The organism is Arthrobacter sp. 05T420 (assembly GCF_056396305.1).
The window spans coordinates 17895-40806 of the sequence record NZ_JBFTLG010000007.1; the positions used below are offsets into that span (position 1 = coordinate 17895).

22 protein-coding genes are annotated in these 22912 nt (G+C 61.3%); 14 read left to right on the forward strand and 8 right to left on the reverse strand.

Translation table 11 applies throughout. From position 1 onward, the window contains the following. Position 1 precedes the first annotated feature (1 nt). Positions 2 to 1633 carry a relaxase/mobilization nuclease domain-containing protein gene (locus AC1DEM_RS08460; protein ID WP_476884053.1) on the forward strand — a complete coding sequence of 544 codons (1632 nt, stop codon included), beginning with the start codon at positions 2 to 4 and terminating at the stop codon, positions 1631 to 1633. 27 nt (positions 1634 to 1660) lie between these two features. Beyond that, positions 1661 to 2893, forward strand: a complete 1233-nt coding sequence (locus AC1DEM_RS08465) for a hypothetical protein (protein ID WP_476884054.1) — start codon at positions 1661 to 1663, stop codon at positions 2891 to 2893. Between the two features lie 253 nt (positions 2894 to 3146). Here the strand turns inward: AC1DEM_RS08465 and AC1DEM_RS08470 are convergent, their stop codons facing one another. Continuing rightward, a complete protein-coding gene (locus AC1DEM_RS08470) occupies positions 3147 to 3377 on the reverse strand; it encodes a hypothetical protein (RefSeq protein WP_476884055.1) in 231 nt (76 codons plus the stop codon). A 74-nt stretch (positions 3378 to 3451) separates the two neighbouring features. Further along, positions 3452 to 3661 (reverse strand): hypothetical protein, encoded by a 210-nt coding sequence (locus AC1DEM_RS08475; RefSeq protein ID WP_476884056.1) that lies wholly within the window; start codon positions 3659 to 3661, stop codon positions 3452 to 3454. Positions 3662 to 3968: 307 nt separating this feature from the next. Between AC1DEM_RS08475 and AC1DEM_RS08480 the strand changes: the two genes are divergently transcribed. Then, positions 3969 to 4703 (forward strand): serine protease family protein, encoded by a 735-nt coding sequence (locus AC1DEM_RS08480; protein ID WP_476884057.1) that lies wholly within the window; start codon positions 3969 to 3971, stop codon positions 4701 to 4703. 153 nt (positions 4704 to 4856) lie between these two features. On the opposite strand, the gene AC1DEM_RS08485 is transcribed toward AC1DEM_RS08480, so the two are convergent. Together AC1DEM_RS08485 and AC1DEM_RS08490 are read right to left on the reverse strand one after the other, a co-directional pair. Next, positions 4857 to 5564, reverse strand: a complete 708-nt coding sequence (locus tag AC1DEM_RS08485) for an RES domain-containing protein (RefSeq protein WP_476884058.1) — start codon at positions 5562 to 5564, stop codon at positions 4857 to 4859. Between the two features lie 3 nt (positions 5565 to 5567). Next, positions 5568 to 5960, reverse strand: coding sequence for a hypothetical protein (locus tag AC1DEM_RS08490; protein ID WP_476884059.1), 393 nt, complete (start codon positions 5958 to 5960; stop codon positions 5568 to 5570). 358 nt (positions 5961 to 6318) lie between these two features. On the opposite strand from AC1DEM_RS08490, the gene AC1DEM_RS08495 reads away from it, so the two are divergent. The 4 genes from AC1DEM_RS08495 (at position 6319) to AC1DEM_RS08510 (ending at position 9632) form a co-directional block, all read left to right on the forward strand. Continuing rightward, on the forward strand, positions 6319 to 7416 hold the full coding sequence (locus AC1DEM_RS08495; protein WP_441410092.1) for a tyrosine-type recombinase/integrase: 1098 nt from the start codon (positions 6319 to 6321) through the stop codon (positions 7414 to 7416). A 5-nt stretch (positions 7417 to 7421) separates the two neighbouring features. Next, entirely contained in the window at positions 7422 to 7754 is a 333-nt protein-coding gene (locus AC1DEM_RS08500; RefSeq protein ID WP_441410093.1) for a helix-turn-helix domain-containing protein, read from the forward strand. 181 nt (positions 7755 to 7935) lie between these two features. Next, positions 7936 to 9255, forward strand: coding sequence for a hypothetical protein (locus AC1DEM_RS08505; RefSeq protein WP_441410094.1), 1320 nt, complete (start codon positions 7936 to 7938; stop codon positions 9253 to 9255). 50 nt (positions 9256 to 9305) lie between these two features. Further along, positions 9306 to 9632 carry a hypothetical protein gene (locus AC1DEM_RS08510; protein WP_441410095.1) on the forward strand — a complete coding sequence of 109 codons (327 nt, stop codon included), beginning with the start codon at positions 9306 to 9308 and terminating at the stop codon, positions 9630 to 9632. A 232-nt stretch (positions 9633 to 9864) separates the two neighbouring features. Here the strand turns inward: AC1DEM_RS08510 and pmfR are convergent, their stop codons facing one another. Beyond that, positions 9865 to 11277, reverse strand: a complete 1413-nt coding sequence (gene pmfR / locus AC1DEM_RS08515; RefSeq protein WP_441410096.1) for a transcciptional activator PmfR — start codon at positions 11275 to 11277, stop codon at positions 9865 to 9867. Between the two features lie 232 nt (positions 11278 to 11509). On the opposite strand from pmfR, the gene AC1DEM_RS08520 reads away from it, so the two are divergent. The 5 genes from AC1DEM_RS08520 (at position 11510) to AC1DEM_RS08540 (ending at position 16682) form a co-directional block, all read left to right on the forward strand. Then, a complete protein-coding gene (locus tag AC1DEM_RS08520) occupies positions 11510 to 12787 on the forward strand; it encodes a flavin monoamine oxidase family protein (RefSeq protein ID WP_441410097.1) in 1278 nt (425 codons plus the stop codon). Then, positions 12784 to 13134: a cupin domain-containing protein gene (locus tag AC1DEM_RS08525; RefSeq protein ID WP_441410098.1), complete on the forward strand. Its 351-nt coding sequence runs from the start codon at positions 12784 to 12786 to the stop codon at positions 13132 to 13134. Before AC1DEM_RS08520 ends, AC1DEM_RS08525 begins: the two co-directional genes overlap by 4 nt. Positions 13135 to 13233: 99 nt before the next feature. Continuing rightward, the gene (locus AC1DEM_RS08530; protein ID WP_441410099.1) at positions 13234 to 14808 is read left to right on the forward strand and encodes an aldehyde dehydrogenase family protein; all 1575 of its coding nucleotides are present in this window, start codon (positions 13234 to 13236) and stop codon (positions 14806 to 14808) included. Between the two features lie 221 nt (positions 14809 to 15029). Then, positions 15030 to 16409, forward strand: a complete 1380-nt coding sequence (locus AC1DEM_RS08535) for an NAD-dependent succinate-semialdehyde dehydrogenase (protein WP_476884060.1) — start codon at positions 15030 to 15032, stop codon at positions 16407 to 16409. 57 nt (positions 16410 to 16466) lie between these two features. Continuing rightward, complete coding sequence (locus AC1DEM_RS08540; protein WP_441410101.1) at positions 16467 to 16682, forward strand: hypothetical protein; 216 nt, start codon at positions 16467 to 16469, stop codon at positions 16680 to 16682. A 149-nt stretch (positions 16683 to 16831) separates the two neighbouring features. Here the strand turns inward: AC1DEM_RS08540 and AC1DEM_RS08545 are convergent, their stop codons facing one another. Beyond that, entirely contained in the window at positions 16832 to 17347 is a 516-nt protein-coding gene (locus AC1DEM_RS08545; RefSeq protein ID WP_441410102.1) for a TetR/AcrR family transcriptional regulator, read from the reverse strand. Between the two features lie 122 nt (positions 17348 to 17469). Continuing rightward, positions 17470 to 19086 carry a helix-turn-helix domain-containing protein gene (locus AC1DEM_RS08550; RefSeq protein WP_441410103.1) on the reverse strand — a complete coding sequence of 539 codons (1617 nt, stop codon included), beginning with the start codon at positions 19084 to 19086 and terminating at the stop codon, positions 17470 to 17472. Positions 19087 to 19355: 269 nt separating this feature from the next. Here AC1DEM_RS08550 and AC1DEM_RS08555 point away from each other — a divergent pair, with 269 nt between their 5' ends. Both AC1DEM_RS08555 and AC1DEM_RS08560 read left to right on the forward strand, forming a co-directional pair. After that, a complete protein-coding gene (locus tag AC1DEM_RS08555) occupies positions 19356 to 20213 on the forward strand; it encodes an acetoacetate decarboxylase family protein (protein ID WP_441410104.1) in 858 nt (285 codons plus the stop codon). Positions 20214 to 20293: 80 nt separating this feature from the next. After that, complete coding sequence (locus tag AC1DEM_RS08560; protein ID WP_441410105.1) at positions 20294 to 21724, forward strand: APC family permease; 1431 nt, start codon at positions 20294 to 20296, stop codon at positions 21722 to 21724. 227 nt (positions 21725 to 21951) lie between these two features. On the opposite strand, the gene AC1DEM_RS08565 is transcribed toward AC1DEM_RS08560, so the two are convergent. Next, a complete protein-coding gene (locus tag AC1DEM_RS08565; RefSeq protein ID WP_441410106.1) occupies positions 21952 to 22881 on the reverse strand; it encodes a bifunctional methylenetetrahydrofolate dehydrogenase/methenyltetrahydrofolate cyclohydrolase in 930 nt (309 codons plus the stop codon). Positions 22882 to 22912 lie beyond the last annotated feature (31 nt).

Genomic DNA, 22912 nt, shown 5'->3' on the forward strand with positions numbered 1-22912 from the left:
GATGATTCCCAACATCACCCGCGGTTCCAGGATGTCCGGGCTGCTGCTGTATCTGGCATCGACCGATGCTGACAAGACGAAGAACTCCCACACCGATCCGCACCTGGTGGCCGGTGATGCGGCGATCATGGCCTGGTACGACGACGGCGTCCTGGACCGCGATGATGCCGTGGCGATCGCGAAGCACCTGGACCAGCCCCGGAAGTCTTTTGGCGTCGAGATCGTACAGAAGGATTTCCGCTGGGATGCGGCATCGAAACAGCGTGTGGAGAACGGCCACAAACCGGCTGATGTGTGGCATTGCTCGCTGAGCCTCCGCGCCGAAGAGGGGCCGCTGACGGATCAGCAGTGGGGCGACATTGCCAACGACTTTGTCGACGCCATGGGCTTCACCGAAGCGGGCGGCAAAGCCCAGTGCCGCTGGGCCGCGATCAACCACGGCACGTCCGAGAACGGCAACCACCACATCCACATCGCCGTGTCCCTGGTCCGCGAAGACGGCACCAAAGCCTCCACCCACGGTGACTACAAGCGCGCACAGGAAACCTGCCGCGAGCTGGAGGTCAAGTACGGGCTGGAAGAACTCTCCACGGTGCACGCCACCCGCGGCTATGACCGTGCCGAGAAGGCCACCGCGAGCCGGGACGACCGCGAGATGCACCGCTCATCCCTGGCAAGGAAAGTGCGCGCCAGCGCCAGCGCCTCCGGGACCGAAGCGGAGTTCGTCCGCCGGGCCCGCGACACCGGCCTGCTCGTGCGTCCGCGCTACGCGAAGAACACCACCGACGTCGTGGTCGGCTACTCCGTGGCCGAACGCCCCACCCGGGGCGAACGTCCTATCTGGTTCGGCGGCGGGACCCTAGCCTCCGACCTGAAACTCGGTGCCCTCCGGGAAGAATGGCCAGACACCCCGCAGCTGGCAACGGACGCCGCAGCGGAATGGAACGCGGCCGCCCGCAACAAGCGCACGGTCTCCAGGACCGGCCCCGAGAACTCAACACCGCCGGCAGAAATGTGGGTGGAATACACCCGCAACGCGGCCGCCCTGGCCGACCAGCTGCGCACCATTCCACGGGATGATCACGCGACCTGGGCGAAGGCTGCACGGGACGTCTCCGGCGCGTTCGCGGCATGGTCCTACCGGCTTGAACCGACCCCCGGTCCGCTGGCGGCCACCGCCGCTGAACTGTCCCGCACCGCCCAGTTGCGCGCACCACGGCAGCACAGTAAACCTGTCGCTCTCCCATCGATTGCCGGGACGGCCATGTTGTTCATGGCCGCGTCGAGCAAGAACAAGACGGCCGCCCAAACGGCACTTATGGTGCAGCTGATCAACACCGCCTTCGCCGTGTATGAGATGCACGCCCAGTCGGGACGGACCCGTGAGGCCCAGCGCATCCGGTCCGTGGTCGAGGAGCGGCTCGCCCCGTTCACCGGCACCATGCCCAAGCCGGTTCTGGTCGGTGCCGGGCAGCCGGCACTTGAGGCTGCGCCGCGGGCGATCGATATCGCCCGGCGCGGCATGGTCCCCATCCGTCCCGGGTCAGTACTGCCCACAACGCCAACACCGGCGACGCCGGCGAAGACCTACCAGCCCAGCCGGCGCGACGCCGGTCCGGGCCTGGACCGATAGACCACCACCAACTGCAAGGGGGACACGATGAGTGAATCAGACGGAATGGATGACGTCCTGGACGGCGGCCTGCGGCAGTCGCTGATGATCGCATCACGCATTGCCGAGACCCTGGCCCGCCGACGCCAGGAGAGCCAGCGCCAGATCGAACACCAGGACGCCCAGACAGCGCACGAAGCCCAGGCCCGCCTCGCTGCCGAACGCAGCGCCGCGCACGCAGCGCTGGCACCCGTGGAGAAGGACCAGTGGTGGGACAAGGCACAGCCCAGCGACATCGCCACGGCACACGCCGCCGCGGAAGGGTGGAAGCACCACGACCCCGCCGCCCTAGCAGCCTCGGCGAAAATCCGGCAGGAAGTCCTCACTCGCTACGGCATCGACACCCACGACGTCGGCACGGACACCGCCTATCTGGAATCAGGGATCCAGACCATCACCACCGGGAAGGCCCGGCAGGACGAACTGGCCCAAAGCCAGGAAAAGACCCGCGAAGCCGCCGCCGAACACGGGAAAGCCATGCAGCTGCTCGCCGCTGCCCGCGCCGAAGAACTCCGCGCTCAAGCCGAGACACTCGCCCCGGAAATGGAACGCCACCACGTGCCCGCAGAATATCTGGCCAACCCCGAGCTGACCCGGGCGCTGCAGACCGCCCACAGCGCGAAGACCCCCACGGCAGTGGAGGCCGCGGACGCCACCGTGCAGGAACGCATGTTCCTCATCGGCAAGGACGGGATCAACGGCCCCGACATCGACCAGCTTCGGAAAGAGACCACCGCGATCGTCAACGGCGCCGCCGACTCCCACTTCGAGGACCCCGGGTTCGTCAAAGCCGCCAAGGAAATGCACGAAGCCAAACTCCTGGCCGAGGGCGGGTTCAAAGGCTCCGGGCGGAAGCCCGTGGAGCAACGGTACGAACAAGCCGAAAAGGAACTCTTCGTTCGCATGGAAGGACTCGGCCGCGAGATAGAAAACCGCGTCACCGGCAACGACAGCAGCCCGCTTAGAGACCAGGGGCTGAAGGCAGAAACCGTCTCGGTCGCCGACTACGGTTCAGCCGCCCACCACGAGAAGTTCGCTGAGTCCCTGGCAAACACCGGCGCGAATGAAGCCCAGATACGCGGCCGCCTCGCCGCTGCCCGCAGCGAGGGCAGCCACCCTATCGCAGCCGTCACCATGGGCAAGGATGCAGCCAAGGCACGGAAGTCCCGCTCCGGGACAGCAGTAGGCTCAGAGCGCGGGAAGAATGGACTGAGTCGCTAGAACGCGTCATGCAGGCCCACGAGATGAAGAGGGCGTTGACTCAAATCGGCTGACATCGTGAAGATTAGCGGTGAAAGCTCCGCGCGCGATGTCCCCGGATGTCTGACGGCGAAATTTTCCCCACTCCTCGTGTGTCATCGGGGCGCGCAGGACCTCACTCGTCACATGACCTGCTGGCTGAGCATGGCAAAGCCGCTAGTTGCCGGCTGGGGTGGCAACTAGCGGCTTTGACGGTTTGTCGCGCTTCAATGCTCTACGCGAAAAGGGAGTGGATCCACTCGATCAGCGTATGTACGTGTTTTTGGGCTGCTTCGTCGTAGGCTTGCTTGCCGGCCGCGAAGGCAATGCCTCGCGCAAGCTGCCGTCCGAGCTCTCGGGCCGGGTCGAAGGTGGGGTCGTCGTGGTTTTTAGGCTCGTTCTGCTGTGGGGGGCCCTCGTTTCCTTCGTAGGACGGATTGTGTTTGTCGCTAGGGTTCTTGGCCATGATTGACCTTCTGGCGCTTTTTTGTAGACCGATGCGGTTTACATTCGGTCCGGCGGGGCGCCACCCGACGACTGTTACTCCGATGCGTCTCCCGACTCCCGATAGCCATCAAGCGTGGCGAGCAGCGCAGCCTTAGCGAGCTGTTGCTTGCTGATACCAAGCTCCTTGGCGATCTTCGTTGCGAGGCGATCGTCCTTGGACGACAAACGGAGCGAAATTACGGGACCGGACGAATCGCGATCCTTCAGCTCTTGAATCCTCTTGTTGAGGAATTCCGTAGCCACTACCTCGGGTCGCCTCCTTCAAGGGAAACGGCGGTGAAGCGACGTGCTGGAAATCCTCGTGGCCGTGCGGCCAATGTGATGTTCATCTGGTTCCTCCTATATTTCTGACATCCCTGGTTGGGATGTGCTTCAACTTTGTACATCCCTTTGATGGGGATGTACGTCTAATTGTAGACGTAGCGGATTCTTTTTGTAAACAACAGGTGTTTACAGTTGTATACGAGCCTCAAGAGGACGCGAAGTCCCGCTCCAAACGACAACGTGAGCAATGTCAGACTCTGTGCCTCAGGTCGGGTACGGTCACCAGATGGACTTCGAAAACATGGTGGCCCCTCTGATGGCACCCAAATACGGAACTGCTGATCAGTGGCTCTTTGGAAGTGGTTTCCTCGTCCGGATCAACGGCGAGATCTTCCTCGTTACGGTTGCGCATCTGTGCGATCACCAGTTGGCACCGAGCGCTGACTGGTCGCTGTGGCCGGACAACATATTTCTTGCTGACACAGCGGATGTGGATGAGGACGATGGATGTCCCAAACGGATGGAGAAGTTTGATCTTTTCTTTGAAGGCCACAAGGGCAAGAGGGTTCCCCGGTTCAAATACCTGCTGCGTCAGGAGCGGCCCGGTACTATCGCGGACATCATCTTGCTGCGTCTGCAGTCCGACGACCGCATTGTGAAGATGTACAGCAGTTTCGATCTGCCTGCCGACAAGGGCGAACACGAACCCGGTGCTGTGGTTACCCAACTTGGCCGCCGAAGCGAGTTTCCGGCGCTAAGCGTTACCGAACACCGTTTCACACTAAAGGACGGACCCGTTCGCCTTATGGTTCCAGAGGGTCAGGAGGGAGATTCCGGAGGTCCTGTCGTAAGTTCAACCGGACTCTTGTTTGGCATGAATGTCGGGTCACACGTGAACTTCCCCGAGGCAGCCATGCTGATGTCGCCGGAGGCTATCGAATCCCTTGCCGAAGCTGTACGCGGCGTCGCCAAGAGATGGCCACAGTTTGAGTCCGGGGGTCCGACCCCACCGCAGTCGTAGACATAGTCAGTAACGCAAAAGGGGTTGACCGCCGAGTGGCACTCTCCTTCTCTTCTCGTGCCCAGCCCGAGTGACCCTTGTCTGCCGTTCTCCTGAGCCAACTCCGGCCCACTGTCCGAATCCGATACGGAAGTAGGCCGTTGAAAAGACGACTTAGTCGTTCTCCCACTGCAGCCCGAGGAGGTGGAAGGCCTTGCTGATTTCGGGGCTGTCGTGCTCCAGCGGTTCTTCGCGGGTTGCGTCATGGATGTTCGGCGTGATCTGTGGATCGCCGGGGCGCTCGAAGATGGCCCAGAGGTGGAGATCGTCACCGTGACGGGAGGTAAAAGTGACGCCGTCGAAGTCTGTCATTTCGTAGAGCCAGGCTGCGACAGCCTGGGTCAGGCGCCGGGGCCGGGCGTCCTTCAGCGCCGCGGTGTCAAAATCGGCCAGGCCCAGGCTCAGGGCCACGCCGATGAAGTGCGGGTACAGGGCCGCGACGCTGCCCGAGGCGGTCACCTCGCAGTAGCGGCCGGACAGCTTTGCGGACGCGGCGGCGCGCACTTCCAGCCACTCCCGGGGGACACGCCCCTGGGCGATGGTGGGATGCAGGACCTTATCCTCGTCGTCCTCGACGATCTCGTCCAGCTCCAGGCTCAGCCGTGCATCCTTGCGGAAGTGCGCCAGAACCTCGAGCAGGCACGCCAGAAGGGTGGAACCGGCGTAGATGGTGCGGAAGTTGCCGTGCAGGTCATCCCACCGTCCCGGGAATCGGCCGTCGGTGGCCCATTCCCAGCCGCTCCAGGCCCACGGTTCCGGGCGGAAGCCGACACGCCAGACCCTGCCGTCGGCCTCGGCCACGGTCAGTTGCGCAGAAACCACCGATCAGCCTGCGGCCGCGAACGCGCGGGCGGCGGCCAGCACCTGCGGACCGGCGTCGTCCAGCTGGCCTTCGCGGAGCAGACGCGCCGGCGGGACATCGTCCAGCTGCGGGTTCATGCCCTGGAACCATGCCTGCACCACGGCCCGGGAATCCCGCTCCGCGAGCAGGGCAGCCACGTGGTAGGCCGTGCGGAGCCGGTGCATCACCTCGGCGGAGGGTTTCCGTTCCCCGTCGGCCCACTGCCGGACGGCACGGGTTTCCTTCACCGAGCCGATGTAGGCGACCAGTTTCGCCCCCAGGAGGTCCCTCAGATCCCGGACCAGCACATCGTCGGCCAGTCGGATGGAGTCCTGGTGCGCCTTCAGCCCGCCACGGGCGCCTGTCACTGCAGTCATAGTTCATGGTCCCACGAAAACCCGCCCCGGATCAATGGTTCAAACATATCTCAGATCACACCCTAAATCACCGATAACAATGATTATGTCAGCCTGAATGATGATTATTGCATCAGATGCAATATCGCTGACCCCAGGGACTCTCCCATCGCAACGGAACCATTCCGACCAGTTAACCTGGCCCTGACCTGAGTAAACGCTTCGACGACGGGCGGCGCGAGGCGTTCTGCCGGAGTCATCCGGACAGCCTCCCGGACACCTGTTCCCACAGAACATGAACCATTGACCCGCGGATTTGCAACGATCGTGCATTAATTGCATGATTCATTCATCCAATGCAATGTCAGGAAGGGTTGTTGTGGCGGTTGATTCTGCCGGCCGGGTGCTGGAGTTCGGCGATGTGCGGTTCCTGCATCCCGAGGATCAGGTGTTCGCCCAGATGCTCACCGGGTGGCGCAATCAGCAGCTGAGCCGGAATCTCGCCCTGGGCACCATCGAGTCCCGGGAACGGCTGGTGACACGGTTCCAGGAGTCCACGAACGAGTACCCCTGGCAGTGGACACCGGCGCACGTCGATGAGTTCTTCGGCGATCTGCGCAGTGTGAAGCATGCCGCCCAGTCCACGATCCGCAGTTATCAGGCGGCCTTGCGGGCTTTTTGCTCCTACGCGGCCTCTCCTGACTACGGGTGGGACAGGGTCTGCGAACAGTACTTTGGAGCGCATCCCTCGCAGGTCTGTTTCGACTGGAACACCGCCGTCCACGCCCAGGCCACTGAATCGTCGCCAGGCCGGCGCCCGTTCACCCGCCGCGAGCTGCAGGCCTTCTTTGACCGTGCCGACGATGAAGTGGACCGGATCGCATCGCTGGGCCGCAAGGGCTGGCTCCCGGCCTACCGTGACGCGGTCCTGTTCAAAGTCGCGTACTGCTGGGGGCTGCGCCGCAATGAGGTCCGGCACCTGCAGACCGTCGATTTCGCCAGGAACCCGCACGCCCGCGAGTTCGGCAAATACGGGGTCCTGCAGGTCCGGTACGGGAAGGCCATGCGGGGTTCTCCCCCGAAGCGCCGGAGTGTCCTGACGGTGTTCGACTGGTCGGGCGAAATCGTCTCCGACTGGCTTGAACGCGGCCACGCGCACATGACGGACGGGCTGGATCTCTTTTCGTCCGAACGCGGCACCCTGGTGTCCGAGACTGCGTTGAACCGCCGGTTCAACCGCTACTGCGAGGACCTGGGCCTCTCCCCCGGCCTGGACATCCACTCGCTGCGCCGTTCCTACATCACGCATCTGATCGAGGCCGGCATGGATCCCCTGTTTGTCCAGCATCAGGCCGGCCACGAGCACGCCTCGACCACCGCCCTCTACACCTCGGTCTCGAGTGACTACCGGGTAAAGACCCTGCGCCGGGCCCTGGATTCCACGGTCCGGGACGCGCTGGCCGGAATGGGAGACTGATCCTCATGAAACGAGAGATCGACTACCGCTGGCGGCTTCCGGAACTGATGGCAGCGCGGGGACTGCACAACAGCACCGACCTCAGCCCTTTACTGCGGGAACGCGGTATCGAACTGTCGGCCTCCCAGGTCTACCGGCTCGTCACCCAACGCCCGGAACGGATCTCGCTGATGATGGTCGCCGCCCTCTGCGACATCTTCGGCTGCGGACCCGAGGAGCTGATTACGGTCACGGCCTCGGACGCGAAAGTCCGCAAGGTCGCCTCCGACGCCAACGTCGTCGATCTGAACAAGACGATCCGGCCCAAACGCGCCCGCGTGATCCGCGATGACGGCTGAGATCACCCCGCGACCCATCAGGCGCGGCCGCCCCCGCACCACAGGCGCGTTCACCTGTGACAGGTGCTCGAGGGCGGCCGGCCGGCACCGGGCCAGCTGGCCCGAAGGCAGGATCTGTGGGACCTGCTTCACCGCGGCCATGCGCACGCACGGCCCCTGCCCGGGCTGCAGCACGGACCGCATGCTCCCCGGACGATCCCCGGCCCACGGCAACGAACCTGTTTGCGTTGACTGCGCAGGCATCACGCAGGACTATCACTGCGGGCGTTGCGCCACGGAGACAGAGCATTACCGCCAGGACATCTGCGCCCGCTGCTCGCTACGGGACGACCTGACCGTGCTGCTGCGCGTTGACGAACCAGCCCCAAGTCCCGAAACGGCACCGGCAAAGCTGCTCACTGCCCTCTGCGGAGCACAACGCCCCGAAAGCATCCTGACCTGGCTGCGCAGGGCCGGCGTCCGTGATCTGCTCGGGCGGCTTGCTGCCGGCGACATCCCTCTCAGCCACGAGGCGCTGGACAAGGAACCGAACAGCCTGAGGGTGGAGCACGTCCGCAGCCTGCTCATCCATCACAAGCTGCTCCCGGAGCGGGACCACTACCTCGCCCTTTTCGAACGCTGGCTCACCAGCAAGGTCGACGCCGTCGAAGACCCCGAGGTCCGGCGGCCTGTTGAATCCTTTGCCCGCTGGCATCACCTGCGACGCATCCGGAGCCTCTCCGGGGACGGGAGCCCCACGCGCGGTCCCGTGCACAGCGCGAAGCAGGAAATTACCGAAACCATCAAGTTCCTTACCTGGCTCAAAACCACCCACGGCCGGGTGGTTGAGTCCTGCGTTCAGGGCGACGTCGATGCATGGCTGGCCGACGGCCCGACCACCAGGCACGCCATCCGGACCTTCTTCATCTGGGCGGTCAAGAACCGGACCTGCACAAACATCACTATCGGCCACCGCCAAGCGAAAACCATGCCGTTGCTAGGTCAGGACCAGCGGCTCACCATGCTCAAAGCCTGCCTCACGGCCGACGTCGACACTCTGCCATACCGGGTCGCCGCCACGTTCCTGCTGCTTTACGCCCAGCCAGTCGTGAAGATCGCCGCAATGAGAAGCACCGATGTGATCCTTACGCCCGATGGCCTGCGTCTGTCACTCGGGGAAGGAGATCCAGCGCCAGTACCGGAACCTTTCGCCGCACTGCTCACAGAACACGTGGCCTCACGCCCCAACATGCGCACCGGCAACACTTCCGGCAGCGAGTGGTTGTTCCCCGGCTACCGCCCCGGCCGGCATATCCACCCCAACACCCTCATGGAACGTCTCCGGGAGGTCGGCATCGACCTCCTAGGCGCACGCAACGCAGCCCTCCGCGCACTCGTCAACGAGGTGCCCGCACCGCTCGTCGCCGAAATGCTCGGCTACAGCTACCAAGTCACCCACAAGCACGCCATCGCAGCAGCCGAACCATGGTCTCGCTACTCGCGCCAAGAGAGGCTGCCATAGTCACCGGCAGGAAGCTTCCGTAGATTTGTTGCCACCGCTAGGATCGCTGGATGCAAGCCGAGGAGAAGAACGGTGGAATCAATCCACGCAGCATTGCCCGCGCTCTGAATACGTGCCTGGCCTTTGGTATCGCGCTTCTTGTCATGGCGTATGCCCTGGGCTTTCACAACAGCACCCCCCAATACTCCGCGATATTAGGTGGGGCACTCCTCTGCTTCGTAGCCGCGCTGGTCATTTTGATGCGGCACCTTGCCAAGCGGGCACAAGATTCGTCTCGTTCGTTTCCTCGATCGGCCGCATGGGTTGTTTCCATACTGATGGCCGGGTCGGCGGCACTCTTAATTTGGGGAACATTCGTTGACCAGCTAAAAAGCTGACACAACCGGGCCTGCGCTTCAGCAATCCACGGCGCGCACGACCACTGAGATTGCTCAAATAGTTCGAAAACGAATATCGACGGTTACCAGTAAGGGTGACGAAAGGTTGGGGACGGGCGGCCTTCGTCAGCTCCCGGCGGAAGTGCTGCACCGGTGGCCGGTTCGTTGTCGGTGAGCATCCCCGCAACGGGTCGTTTTGTTTCTCGCTGCATCTGCTTTAGCGGATGCTAGATCAATCTGAAGTTGGTGAATAGGAGGCCCATGCCTGGTATGCCAACCAGAACGCAGAAAGGTCCGCTGACGATGAGATATCCCTACCGGTGATCTCTTTGATCTTGGCTAACCTGTAAGACAGGGTTTGGCGATGGATCCCTAGTTCCGCGGCCGTTTCGTTCCATCTGCGGTCTTTTGCAAGGAAAGCGAAAAGCGTCTCACGAAGAGCTGAGGATTTGGCGTCGGGCGCAGCCAGTTCACCTAGCACTTGCTGCACAATTGCTGACGCCTCTTTCCTTGATCGGGTCAGTAGCGAAATTGGTACGCCCGCGAAGTCGAGCCACTGGTGATTTGCTCCACCGGAGGACAAGACTTTATGGGCTTCCTCTGCGGCGAATTTTGCGTCCCGGAGATCAATATAGGTTGATGACGCGGCGGCTCGGATTCCTAGCCCTTCAAGGAGCTGCCGGACGTCCTTGCGGATTCTCTCGGGCATAAGAAGCATGAACGAGTTGCGTCCGGGGCCGGCGAGCACTGGCATTCCCCCGATCGAGACTGCCCTGGCGGCTTTGGGCCCTTGGTCCGTCGCGATCGCAACCATCTGATACCCAGCCGCGATGGCACCTGGCTTCAGAACAGCATCGAGATTATCGGGTATGTGGCCGTCGAGAAGGGCTTCAAGCGCGTGTGCGGAGCGTTCAGCTCGTTCTCTAATCGAACTCAGAAGTTGGCTCACTGCGACGTCGATAACCTGCAGGACGTGGATCAGCAGGAAGCTACCGATTTCTTCGCCGGGAAATTCGGTGACTCTTAGCTTTACCTTGGTATCGCCGGGAAGGGAGTATGAACGCTCGCGAGCCTTCGGCGACATCGTGGTAACGGGCGGCCCCTCGAGGATGGTCAGGCCCGTCTGGGTGTCAAGCACGCTGAGCCTAGCCCCTAAGAGGGCCTGAAGGTCGTCCATCAAACGCTTCGGATCGGCGTGGGCATATGTAGAAAGCTGGTAAAGCTTGCTCAGCTTGAGCACCTGCAGTGTCTGAGTGGAGGCGGTTGCGGCAGCAACGGTGCGGCCAAGGGCCGCAAAGGGGGTTTCCTCATTGGTGAGCAGAACTGGAAATGCTCGGCGGTCGGCCTCATCCAGGAGTTCCTGAGTTAATGGCGGCAAGCTTGGGTGGTCGCCAAGGGCTACTCCGGCCAAACCCGCTTCGTCCAACCTTCTGATAAAAGCCAGTTGCTCCTCGGCTTCGTGCGGGACGCACAGCCCAACGGTCATGAGCAGTTCGTGGGGCCCCAGCCAACGGTCCGGATCGCTTAGCTCGCAGCTGTGGGCCCAAAGGACTTGTCGGTCAAGACCATTTGCCCCTGCCAGGACTCGGGTCCCCAAGCTCTGGGTGCTTACTAGGTCATTTACGGTCAAAACAGACTGGTCCACGTATGAAATGGTACGCCTAAACCAAATTGCAGTGAAATTCTTGCATTCGTACGATATATCTCCCCTTTCATGGTCAGTACTGTGAGTCACACGACATGGAAGCAACCATCAAAGGAGATGCACCGATGGCCCCAAGCTACGGGCTTGCAGCTGATTTATGGCGTAAAGCAGCACACCGCCCAGGTATAGCCGCGGCCAACGCCTCGTTGTGCGTCGGTAGGGAGACAAAACAATGAGTACCCTTCGTGAAGGTGCCAGAATTGCCGTGCTCGGCGCTGGTCTTGCCGGTCTGGCCGCTGCTACCCAGCTCAAGAGCGACGGATTCCAGGTAACCGTTTTTGAGGCCCGGGACCGCTCCGGCGGCCGCGTCTGGTCAGAATCCATTTCGGCCGGGCGTGAGGAACCGTGCATCATCGAGCGTGGCGCAGAGTTCGTGCTTAACGGTTACACGACGATGCGCCGCCTCTTGGCTCATACCGGGCTTGAACTCGTCGACACGGGGATGAGCTACTACGTCCGTGCCTTGGCAGACACGCCGAAAATCAGCACGGATGATGTCGTCGAAGCAGGACGGGCCGCTGCAGCCATCGCCCGGACCTACGATACGCCGCCCTCAGCCGAAACCGTTCTGCAGCGGTTGGAGCTAAGCGACCGCCTCGTCGACGCACTGCGGGGCCGCATTGAGATCTCGACCGCTGTAGCGGCGGATCAGGTCAGTGCTGACACCCTCGAGCACATAGCCTCTTTCGAGCCACTCCCTAGCTGGCGAGTCAGCGGCGGCAACCAGGAACTGCCAAAGGCCCTGGCGGCCCGTCTTGGTAGTGCAGTCCGCTATCGGGAATACGTTCACTCGGTACAGGATTCCGGAGCCGGCGTCGTCGTGGAAACGACAGGCGGAGTGGCAGTTTTTGATGCAGTGGTTGTGGCGCTGCCCCTGTCTCTGATTAGGGACGCGGCCACCATCGCGCTGCCCCTGCCCGGATGGAAGAAGGCGGCACTGGGTCGGGTGCTGCAGGGAGACGCTGCCAAGCTCCATCTTCCTCTCCGCTCTGCGCCAAAGACCAGCGCAGTTATGTCGACGAACGGTCGTTTTTGGACCTGGACCGCGACCGACAGTACCGGGACAGTGACGCCGGTGCTCAACTCATTCATGGGCTCCCCCGGAGCGCTGGACAGGGCCGCCGGCAGTGACGATGACTTTCAGGCCTGGATTACACACGCCCAGCACATACGACCGGACTTGGACTTCGATGAGTCCGAAGCTGTAACCACAATTTGGCGTCACGACCCCCTCGCCCGGGGCGCCTATGCTGCGTTCGGCCCAGGCGGAGGGAAGAAAGACTCCGAAGAGCTCGAACGATCAGTCGGCCATATCTACTTTGCAGGCGAATATGCAGACCCCGATTTCACGGGCCTCATGGAAGGTGCCTTGAGAAGCGGGGAGCGCGCAGCCGCCAGGATTCATCACGCTGCCGTCGGCGTTGCTGCCGAGGTGGTGGGTGTCCAATGACAAACGTCGTAGCAACGATAGCCACTGTTCAATGGCCAAAGAAGGTAGCCATCAGCCCAGAACGTGTGATTTCCGGGAGTCCTTCCGCAAGCACCTTTGTCCTTTACCGCGATTCCCGCACAGAAGCCGGGCTCTGGAAGGTCGAACCAGGTGAGTTCACGACCAGGCTGACCGGCTACAGGGAATTTATCCACATCGTCGAGGGCGCAGGCCAACTCATCCACGATGACGGCGAAACCATCGACCTGCGCGCCGGGACTGTCGTAGCACTGCCAGAAGGATGGGCAGGCCGATGGCGAATAACCGCGCCTTTGGTCAAGTCCTACTCCATCGTCAGCCAGTACTGAGGCCGCCAACCTGCGGATGCTCCGGCAACCAAAGGCCGTTCAATCCAGCCGGCACCCCGGCCCCTATCCACAGAAACAAATCCGAAAAGGAACCAAGTCATGAACTCCGACATCGAATTCGCCCGCGTAAGCAACAGCTTCTTCAGCAACGGTGAATACTTGGCAGCGCCGCACGGGCGTGACGTTATCGATCCCTCCAACAACACCGTGTTGGGAAGCATGGCCGAAGTCCCCCATGACGACATCGAGACAGTCATTGCCAATGCCAACTCCGCGCAGAAGCTCTGGTATGCGAAGACCGCCCTCGAACGGGCTGAAATCCTTCACGAGGTCGCAGCAGAGATGAAGAAAATCAGCCCGGAAATCGCTGAATTGCTGACGCTTGAAACCGGCAAGCCCTATAAGGAAAGCGCAGATGAGATGGGCTGGTCCGTCTCGGCCGTTGACTACTATGCCGAGCTGGGCAGGCATTCAATCGGTTCCATGCTTGGCTCGACCGTCCCCGGGCAAACCCATTACACGCTCAAGGAACCTATGGGCACTGTCGTGAGCATTCTGCCCGCGAACTTCCCGATTCTGCTGCTCATGTGGTCTGCGGCGGCAGCGCTGGCCGCCGGTAACTCCCTCATCATCAAGCCCTCGGAGACCGCGTCTCTGACAACCCTTTCGTTCATGCGGGCCTTCGACGCTCTTCCGGCCGGCCTGGTGCAGTGTGTGACCGGCGGACCAGATGTCGCCAAGCAGCTTGTCTCCCACAAGAACACACACATGATCGCATTCACCGGCAGCATCTCCACCGGCCAGGCTGTCTCCCGCGCCTGCGCCGAGCACTTCAAGCCGCACCTCATTGAAGCCTCTGGGAGTGACGTCTTCCTAGTCATGCCCTCGGCACCCATCGATGTGGCCGCACGGGCGGCCACCTTTGCCTCCTTCTTCAATGCAGGTCAGGTATGCACCTCGGCAGAAAAGTTCCTTGTCCACGAAGACGTCTATGACGAGTTCATGGAGGCCTTCATCGCCAACGTAAAGAAACTGCGCATAGGACACGGCCTCGACAAGGTTGACCTTGGCCCTCTGGAAACCGCCCGTGAGCTTGACCGTGTTGAGGCCATCCTCGCCCGCGCGGTGGAACAAGGCGCGACAATCACCCTTGGCGGAAAGCGGCTGAACCTCGGCGGAAAGCTGGAAAACGGCTTCTTCTTCGAACCGACCATCCTCGAAGGCCTGCGCCCGGACATGGACATCTTCACCACCGAGGTCTTCGGCCCCGTTGCCCCTGTATACAAGGTATCAAGCTTCGAAGAAGCCCTGAAGATCACCAACGACTCCCCCTTTGGCCTCGGCTCCACCCTGTACTCCAAGGACGTGGAGGAGATCACCCGGGCAACGAACGAAATTGTCGCCGGCATGGTCTGGATCAACGCCCCGATCCTCGACAACGACGCAGGACCCTTCGGCGGACGCAAAATGTCCGGCATCGGACGCCAGCTGGGTGCCGAGGGCCTGGACACGTTCCGCCACACCAAACTTGTCATGATCGACCCGGCCGCCACCAGCCATGACTTCTGGTGGTTCCCGTACCAGGACGATGAAGCCTGGAAGGGTGCAGACAACCAGTCGGCCGAAGCCGTCGAAGAGCAGCCCATCCACCACTTCGCACCTGCCGGGGCCTGACCGCCAATCCAGCGCAGCACACATTAGAGGGAACCCGGTTGCCGCCAGGCCGGGTTCCCTCCCCCCCGGACGTAGCTGATTTCAGTCGAGGCAGCACGCGTCCAAATGATCTGCCGGAGTCTTGCCCACCTTTCCAGCGAGGCTGCAGCTGGGTACAGAGACCCCTAAGTTTCTGACCAACCACATCCCGGCCACCACCCACATTCCTAAAGGAAAACATCATGATCGCCACGATCAACCCGGCCACGGGCGAACACCTTCAGTCCTTCGATGCACACTCGAACCGCCAGGTTGATTCCATCCTGACCACAGCAGCCGAGGCCCAAAAAGCGTGGAGGCTTGTGCCTGTTGAAGACCGGGTGCAAATACTGCGAAACACCGCCAAGATCCTCCGTGAAAACAGCGGGGAATACGCCCATCTCATCACCCTAGAGATGGGCAAACCCATAGCCGAGGCCCGTGCTGAAATCGAAAAGTGCGCCCTAACAGCGGACTACTACGCCGAGAACGCCCCCCGGTTCCTGAGCTTCGAAAGCATCGAGAGCGGGGCTCAGGACAGCGGAGTCGTTTTCGAACCATTGGGTGTGGTGCTAGCGATCATGCCCTGGAACTATCCGTTCTGGCAGTTCTTCCGGTTCGCGCTTCCGGCACTCGCTGCCGGTAACGGAGCCATTCTCAAGCACGCAAACAATGTCCCGCGCTCGGCGCTGGCCGTCCAGGACGTTCTCGATAAGGCGGGCCTGGCCCCCGGCCTATGCGCTACCGTCCTCGTCGAGCCTGAACGGGTAGCCAGCATAATCGCAGATGACCGGATAGCGGCAGTCACATTAACCGGCTCCACACAGGTCGGCAGCATAGTGGCTGCGCAAGCCGGGGCTGCCCTGAAGAAGCAGGTGCTGGAGCTAGGCGGGTCAGATCCATTCATCGTATTGGCTGACGCGGATATCAAGGAAGCAGCCAGGGTTGCTGTCAAAGCCCGATTTACCAATGCAGGCCAAGCTTGCGTTAATGCCAAGCGTTTCATCGTCGATGAAAAAATCGCTGACGAGTTTGTTGCCGAGTTCGTGATTCAAACCCGGGAACTTGTCATAGGAGATCCTTCAGATCCTGCAACAGAGGTCGGGCCGATGGCCCGTGAGAACCTTCGGGCCTCACTTCACGACCAGGTCCAGCGCACCCTGGATGCAGGCGGACGCCTCCTGCTCGGAGGCGAGGCTGTTGAGGGACCCGGATTCTACTATCGCCCCACCATCATCGACCGCGTCAAACCGGGCCAGGCGGCCTTTGACGAGGAAACGTTTGGACCCGTCGCAGCAATTACTCGCGTGGCATCCACCGATGAAGCCATCGCGCTGGCAAATCAAACGGAATTCGGCCTCGCAGCCGCGCTGTGGACCCAGGATCTTGCTACCGCCTGGGACCTGTTGCACCGGATCGATGCCGGAGCGGTATTCGTCAACGGTATGGTCGCGTCTGACCCGCGCCTGCCCTTTGGCGGCATCAAAAAATCCGGATACGGACGCGAGCTGGGTCCTCAGGGAATCCGAGAGTTCACGAACATGAAGACGGTCTGGATAGGCCCCAACACCGGAGGGAGTTAGAAAAGCATGAAAGGCCAGTTACAACAACCGGGAAAAGGACATACCGTCTCAAACCCTGTGCCTGACGACTTCACTTCGGCCAACGCCGTGTGGGACTGGATTGACCTGACCCCCGGAGACGTTGTCCATGTCCGCACGGACACCGGGGTAATTAGCCGGGCGGTGGTCGACACGCTCACCGATGACGGAACCATGGTCTGGCTCCGGAATGATCCCATGGGCTACCGATCCCTCCACCTCATCACTGACCCACTCACCTTGTACAAGCAATGACCAGTAAGGACAGCGATCAGCCGCTCCGGTCGCTGTCCTTCAAATGGAGTGCTTCTCCGACCAAGTTTGATGTGGTGAGCAACGGGGGCTTCATCACTGACTTCCCTGTAGGTGGCCCCCGCACAGACTTCCGGCCAAACCAGCTGTACTTAAACGGGTGTCGGTAAAACCTTCCGTAAGCAGAACCGTGCCCAATCCTCGCCAAGCGGGTCGTCAAGCCCTAATCCGTATAACATGATGCCGTCGAGCATCGCGATGACGAGTTTAGTGTCATCGACTGAAAGGTGAGGTCTGAGCAGTTCACTGAACGCCACTTCCCACCGCTGGTTGAGGGACCGCAGGGCTGGCCTGCGGTAGGCAAGCACGTGCACTTCATACTCCAAAATGCTCATGTCGCGGCGAGTGTTCGTGTAGATGAGCGCCAGGTCAACCAGCGCGTCTTCAAGATCGCGGGTCAGGTCCCATGACCGGTGCCATTGATCAAGGACCTCAAGCTCACCATCGCTGATCCACTCCAATGCGGCGGCTAGAAGGCCGTCGAGATCCTCAAAGTGATAGGCGATAGAGCCGACCGGTACATCGGCATGAGCTGCTACCGCACGGTGATTGAGCGCTAAGAAGCCGTCGCGTTTCAGCACGTCGGCGGCCGCCCGGGTCAGCCGCATTCGACGGTCCGGGTCGTAGCGTCGCGGGCGGCGTCCTCCTCCGGACGGCTTGCTTGCCTCGGGGATACTCGGGGCAGCAGGTTCCGTAGGCTCTGGTGAACTATGCACCGTCGTCTCTGTTCTCATGACTGGACCGCCGGACTTGCGAATAGAGTCTGCTTCGGACCGGCCACGGTTGCTTCCAAACCGGAGTGCATGGAGCCGCCGGGAGTTCGCGGCCTTCCCTGCCGCGCCTCGTCATCCCGACGTGCACCGTTGACTCCAAACATCGGGACGGGCATGGCTTCCAGAATGCGTTGAATTTTCAGAGCGACATGCAGTTCGACTAGATCGTCCATATTGTCCAGCCGGCGGCCGGTTAGCTCGGTGACCCGGCCGAGCCTATATCTCAGCGTCTGACGGTGCACATGAAGGCCGGTGCTGGCAGACTCCCAGGAACGGTTGCAGGCCAGAAAGTATTCAAGTGACCGGACCAGGTCGCTGCGATGCGACGCATCATATTCCACGAGCGCGCCGAGTACCGTTTCGACAAGCTCTCTTGCTCCGGTCAGGGTGGCAGGGGCCAGTGCGCGGCCTATCAGGTTAGGCCTCTGGTACTGCTCTGAAGCAAGGTGGCGGGCCCATGCGGCAGAGCGGGCGGCATCAGTGAAGGATTCAATCGACCAGAACTTGTCGCTTTGCGGTAGCTCTTGGCCCGCACCCGCTGCCCCGCGGTCTTCGTCGAACCTGACCGCATCGACAAGAACCGACACTCCTCCCGCGTATGTCAAGGGGATATGCGGAATACCGGCCTGTTTGAGACAGAGCAGAAAGTCTGATGAGGCTTCTGCTCCCACATCGATGACCCGCCAGGGAGGTTGCCCCAATCCTCTTCGGGCAAGCGAATTCAGGGCCTGCTCGACGTCGATTAACCCTCCAAAGTATCTGACCATTGTCTCCGTGAGGGCTGAGCTATCTCCATTGTGCTCCACGTAGTAGCGCTCGACCTCCACGGCGAACAACGTACAGAGGTGGAGCAAACTGCGGCGGTCGACGACTTCCTGATCAGCCGGTGTCATTAGCCACACATGGTGTCGTCCCTTGATCGGCAGTACATAGTAATCGCGGCCGGCAATGGCTGCCCGGCGGTCAGCGGAGCCGGTACTACCGATATTGAGAAGCCGTCGCCGCTCGTTCAGGACGCCTGAGTCCACCGTCGATCGCGTAAAGAGTGAGCATCCGGTCTCGGCCTCCACCACCTCTACCCGTATGCCCAGCATGGAGGAAATTTCGTCACTCAAAAACGGCCGCGCCGTTCGACTAAGACTCTTGCTGTAGGCCTCGTAGACGTCGGCAACTTTGTTTAAGCCGGCCTGGGCCTGCTCTGCGGCGTCTTTCGAGACAAAGGCCGCCAAAGTCGAAAAAGGTGTCTCCCAGTTGACTTGAAGCAGCGGAAACCCGAGGTGTTCGGCAGTTCTGCACATCACCTCGCTGAATGGCGAATTCCCGCGCGGATCCGAGGCTGCGAGGCCTACTATGCCGTGGCGATCCAACTGCTGAATTAGAAATTGTTGCCCTCGTGAGTCTGCCGGGAGCGCATCACGGGTCACCATCAGCAGTTCACCACTGGAGAGCCACCGCCAAGGGTCGGTCTCGGCGCAGACGTTGGCTGCGTCGATGAACCGCGTTTCACCGCGGCCGCCCGCGATCAGCCGAGCTCCGGCATCAGGGAAGTGCACTAGTTCGCGAATCGTTGTCATAGTCAATCCTGTCCTGCAGCGATATGAACCATTGTACATATGGATGAGTGCTGGATCACAACTCTGTGCGAACCGACGATATTCAGACGCGGCGGTGGGATCTAAGCTGGCTCAAACGCTTCCGCCGGGGCCTCGGGCTCCATAGCCGAACGGGACACGGGGGGCTACCTCTGAACAGCAGCCCGGGCAACACGCGCGGCTCCGCCACCAGAAGCCAACGACAAGGCACCAGTGGCCGCAAGCAGACACTCACGAACAGGAATTCGCAAATGACTTACGTTTGGACACAAGAACAGATCCAGCGATACTTCGGCTACTACGAGGGCCTCGCGACCCGCAACACGTACTCGTACCTCACCTTCTCCACTTCCGAGGAATTCGCACGTTCGGTGCTGCCGCCTTGTTTGGAACCCACGGATACACCTGAAGTGACCGTATCCTTCATGTCTTTCATGGAGGTCGCGAACGGCCGCACGAACAGAACAGGCCGGGACCGCTGCGCCATGATCCACATCAACGCCAAGTTCGGTGACGCCGAAGGAATCTACTACCTCAGCGTTTTGGAGACCGAGGAAGTCAACCTCGAGACCGGACGCGAGCTCTGGGGCATGCCGAAGAAGCTGGGAACGATCGATTCGTTCGACGACGGCGACACCCTGTTCGCGTTCGTCGAACGCAAGAACCACCGGATCATGGAGTTCCAAGCCGAAATGGGACCGGAACAGGGAGCCCAGCCCTTCCAGGAGGAGTTCTACTTTGAACTCCGTGGCCACTTCGGCGCTAACGGGTTCACGCTCAAAGACCGCGAACTGGTCGTCTTCAAGCTCGGCTCGACAGTGAACCGCTACCGGGAACTCCACAACCCGCACATCGTCCTCAAGGGCTCCCCCTGGGACCCCGGCATCGGCAGTGTCCCCCTTGGCGAATTTACAGGGGGAGGAATGACGGGCGGAAGGATGACGTGGGAGATCGTCGACGTCGTCAATCTGAACGACGACGGCCACGACTACGCGCCCTACATCCTTGGCCGCATGTACGACGACTGGCCGGACCTGCGCGAGACCGCCGGCCGCCACACTGAAGAAGCAACGCTCAAGCAGGACGTTCCCACACTGGCCCTGGCCTGAGCCATGGGTGCCAGGCCTATGGTGTTCCGCTGGCCGCACTCGTGCCAGCCCATCCTTCCGTCAAGTCCATGGAGACTCTCATGACACAGCAACACAACGCGATCAGTCCGCCGCAAACTGATGAAACAACCCTCAGGCACGGTCAGGCATCACTTCTTTCCGTAACCATCCTTGGGCTTTCCGCCCAACAGATCGGCCCCGGGATCGCTCTGGCCGGAGGCTACATGATCGTCTATGCCGGCGATGCTTCCTGGGTGTCGATGCTCATCGCCTTTCTGGGTGCCTGTGCCATCGGTGCCATGGTGACGACGTTCTCGCGGCGCCTTGTAGCCACCGGCGGGCTGATGTCTTATGTGGCCTCAGTGCTGGGCCCCTACGCCCGAGCACTCGTTGGCGCGGGATATGTCGTGGGCATTCTGATCGCTGTGGCAGCTGTTGTGACGGGCGTTGTCATCTTCAGTTCCAGTTTCCTGGTTCAAATGGGTATGGACTGGGCCGCGACGCCGATGGGTCAAGCGCTTTCGGCCATTGTCATAGCTGTCATCGCGGGGGCCATCGCCTACCGGGGGCTGGACGCTTCAGTGAAAGTATCTGCAGTTCTGTCCTTCATCGGCATCCCTTTCGTCATCTGGGTTACGGTGGCGGCGGCAGGAGCGACTGAAGGCTACTCCCTGGCGCCTCAATTCGATTTCGGCAGCGAGGCAATGTCGTGGGATGCCATCCTGCAGGGAACCCTGATCGCGCTTGCCTACTTCGTGGGCTTTGAGGGATTGAGTGCCATGGCGGGCGAAACCAGGAATCCTAAACGCAATGTGCCCCGATTGGTCTTGTGGCTTCTGGGTGTCACCGGTTCGGCATACATACTGACCCTTTGGTTTCAGATTCCGTCACTGGGAGCCGGCCTGGACCAGCTGGCGGCCGGTGAATCACCCGCTGCGGTTCTGGCGCACATCGGCGGGGTGGGGTATCTGGCGGCACCGCTGGACCTCCTCCTCGCGGCAGCGACATTCGCTGGCCTTATCGCGACGTTCAACTATGGCTCACGTATCGTGGCGACCGCGGCGTCCGCAGGGCTCCTGCCAAACAAGCTTTCGCGCATCCACAAGCGTCATCACTCTCCCTCGGCTGCGGTGTTCTTTATGACATTCATCGCTGCGGGAATTCCCATCACCCTGCAGCTGGTTTCGTCTGCCCCGCCGTTGGAGTCATCTGTGTATCTCTACACACTGTTTTCCTACTGCTACCTGCTGCCGTACGTACTGGCATCCGTGGCTGCTGTGGTTTTAGTGGTTCGGGAAGGGCGCCCGAATCCAGTACTGGTTGCGACCTTTATTGTCGGCGGGGGCGCCTGCGCCTACGTGCTCTACTACGCGCTAACAAGCGCAGGTGAGGGTGTCTTCGGAGCACTCCCGTGGATCGCGCTAGTCCTGACCTTAGTCGCCTTCCTGGCCTTCGTCGTTGCGCATAAGCGCAAGCCCGCCGCGGAAGACGCTTTGGCGGACCTCCTCTAACAGAACTCCGAACATCACCGGTGCCATGGGCGCTGGAGAATTGGATTGCCTCCCGTAAGCAGAGGGCGCCCCGTTTCCAAACGAAATGGGGCGCGCCCTGCTTAGAGGGAGCTACAACGTGTGCAGCTCCTTTTCCTTCACCGAAAGCGGGCACGGAAGCACGCGTACAGGTGTTGCGAGCCTGCGGCGCCGTGCCGCATCCGGCGAAACCATATCGCCGCTGACGCTCAGGTTGAAGTCAAGGACTTCCGCGCAGCGGCTTCCACGACATTAGCCAAGAGCATGGCCCGGGTCATTGGACCAACTCCCCCGGGATTGGGCGATATCCAGCTGGCGACTGTGCCGGCGTCGGCTTCAACATCGCCCCTGAGTTCCGCCTTTCCGGTGTCCTCATCAACAATGCGCGAAACGCCAACGTCCAATACAATCGCTCCAGGCTTCAGTTGGCTGGCTTTAACGAGTCCCGGCACGCCTACAGCGGCAACAACGACATCCGCGCGGGCTATCAGGCCGGGCAGGTCCAGCGATCCTGTATGAGCCAAAGTAACAGTGGCGTTGATAGCCCGGCGTGTCAGGAGTAGGCCCAGCGGACGACCGACCGTCACCCCCCGTCCTATGACCAAAACCTCCAGCCCCTGAAGTGCTATCCCGTGCCTGGCCAACAGCTCCACGATGGCGTTGGGAGTGCAAGGTAGAGGAGAGCTAAGGTCAGCACCAACATTGAGGACAAGTCGTCCAAGATTTGTTGGGTGCAGGCCGTCGGCGTCCTTCTCCGGCGAAATTTTTTCCAGGATGGCGTTCTGATCGATGTGGGCTGGCAAAGGAAGCTGGACAATATAGCCGGTGGTTCTGGGGTCGTCGTTCAGTTCTTCCAGAACGGCCTCCAGTTCGGTCTGGGAGATGGCCGCTGGAAGATCCCTCCGGATTGACTTAATTCCTACTTCCGCACAGTCGCGGTGTTTTCCTGCGACATAGGAGCGGCTTGCAGGGTCGTCGCCAACCAGGACCGTTCCAAGCCCGACGTTTGTGCCGCTTTCCTTCAGCGCAGCAACGCGGTGAGCCAATTCGCTCTTGATGGCCCCTGCCATTGCTTTCCCATCCAGGACCCGCCCTGGTCTGCCCGCCACGGCGTTTTTCTCCAGTAGATTCCCTGCCATCTTTTGCTCCTTACTTGATGCTGAGGTTCTG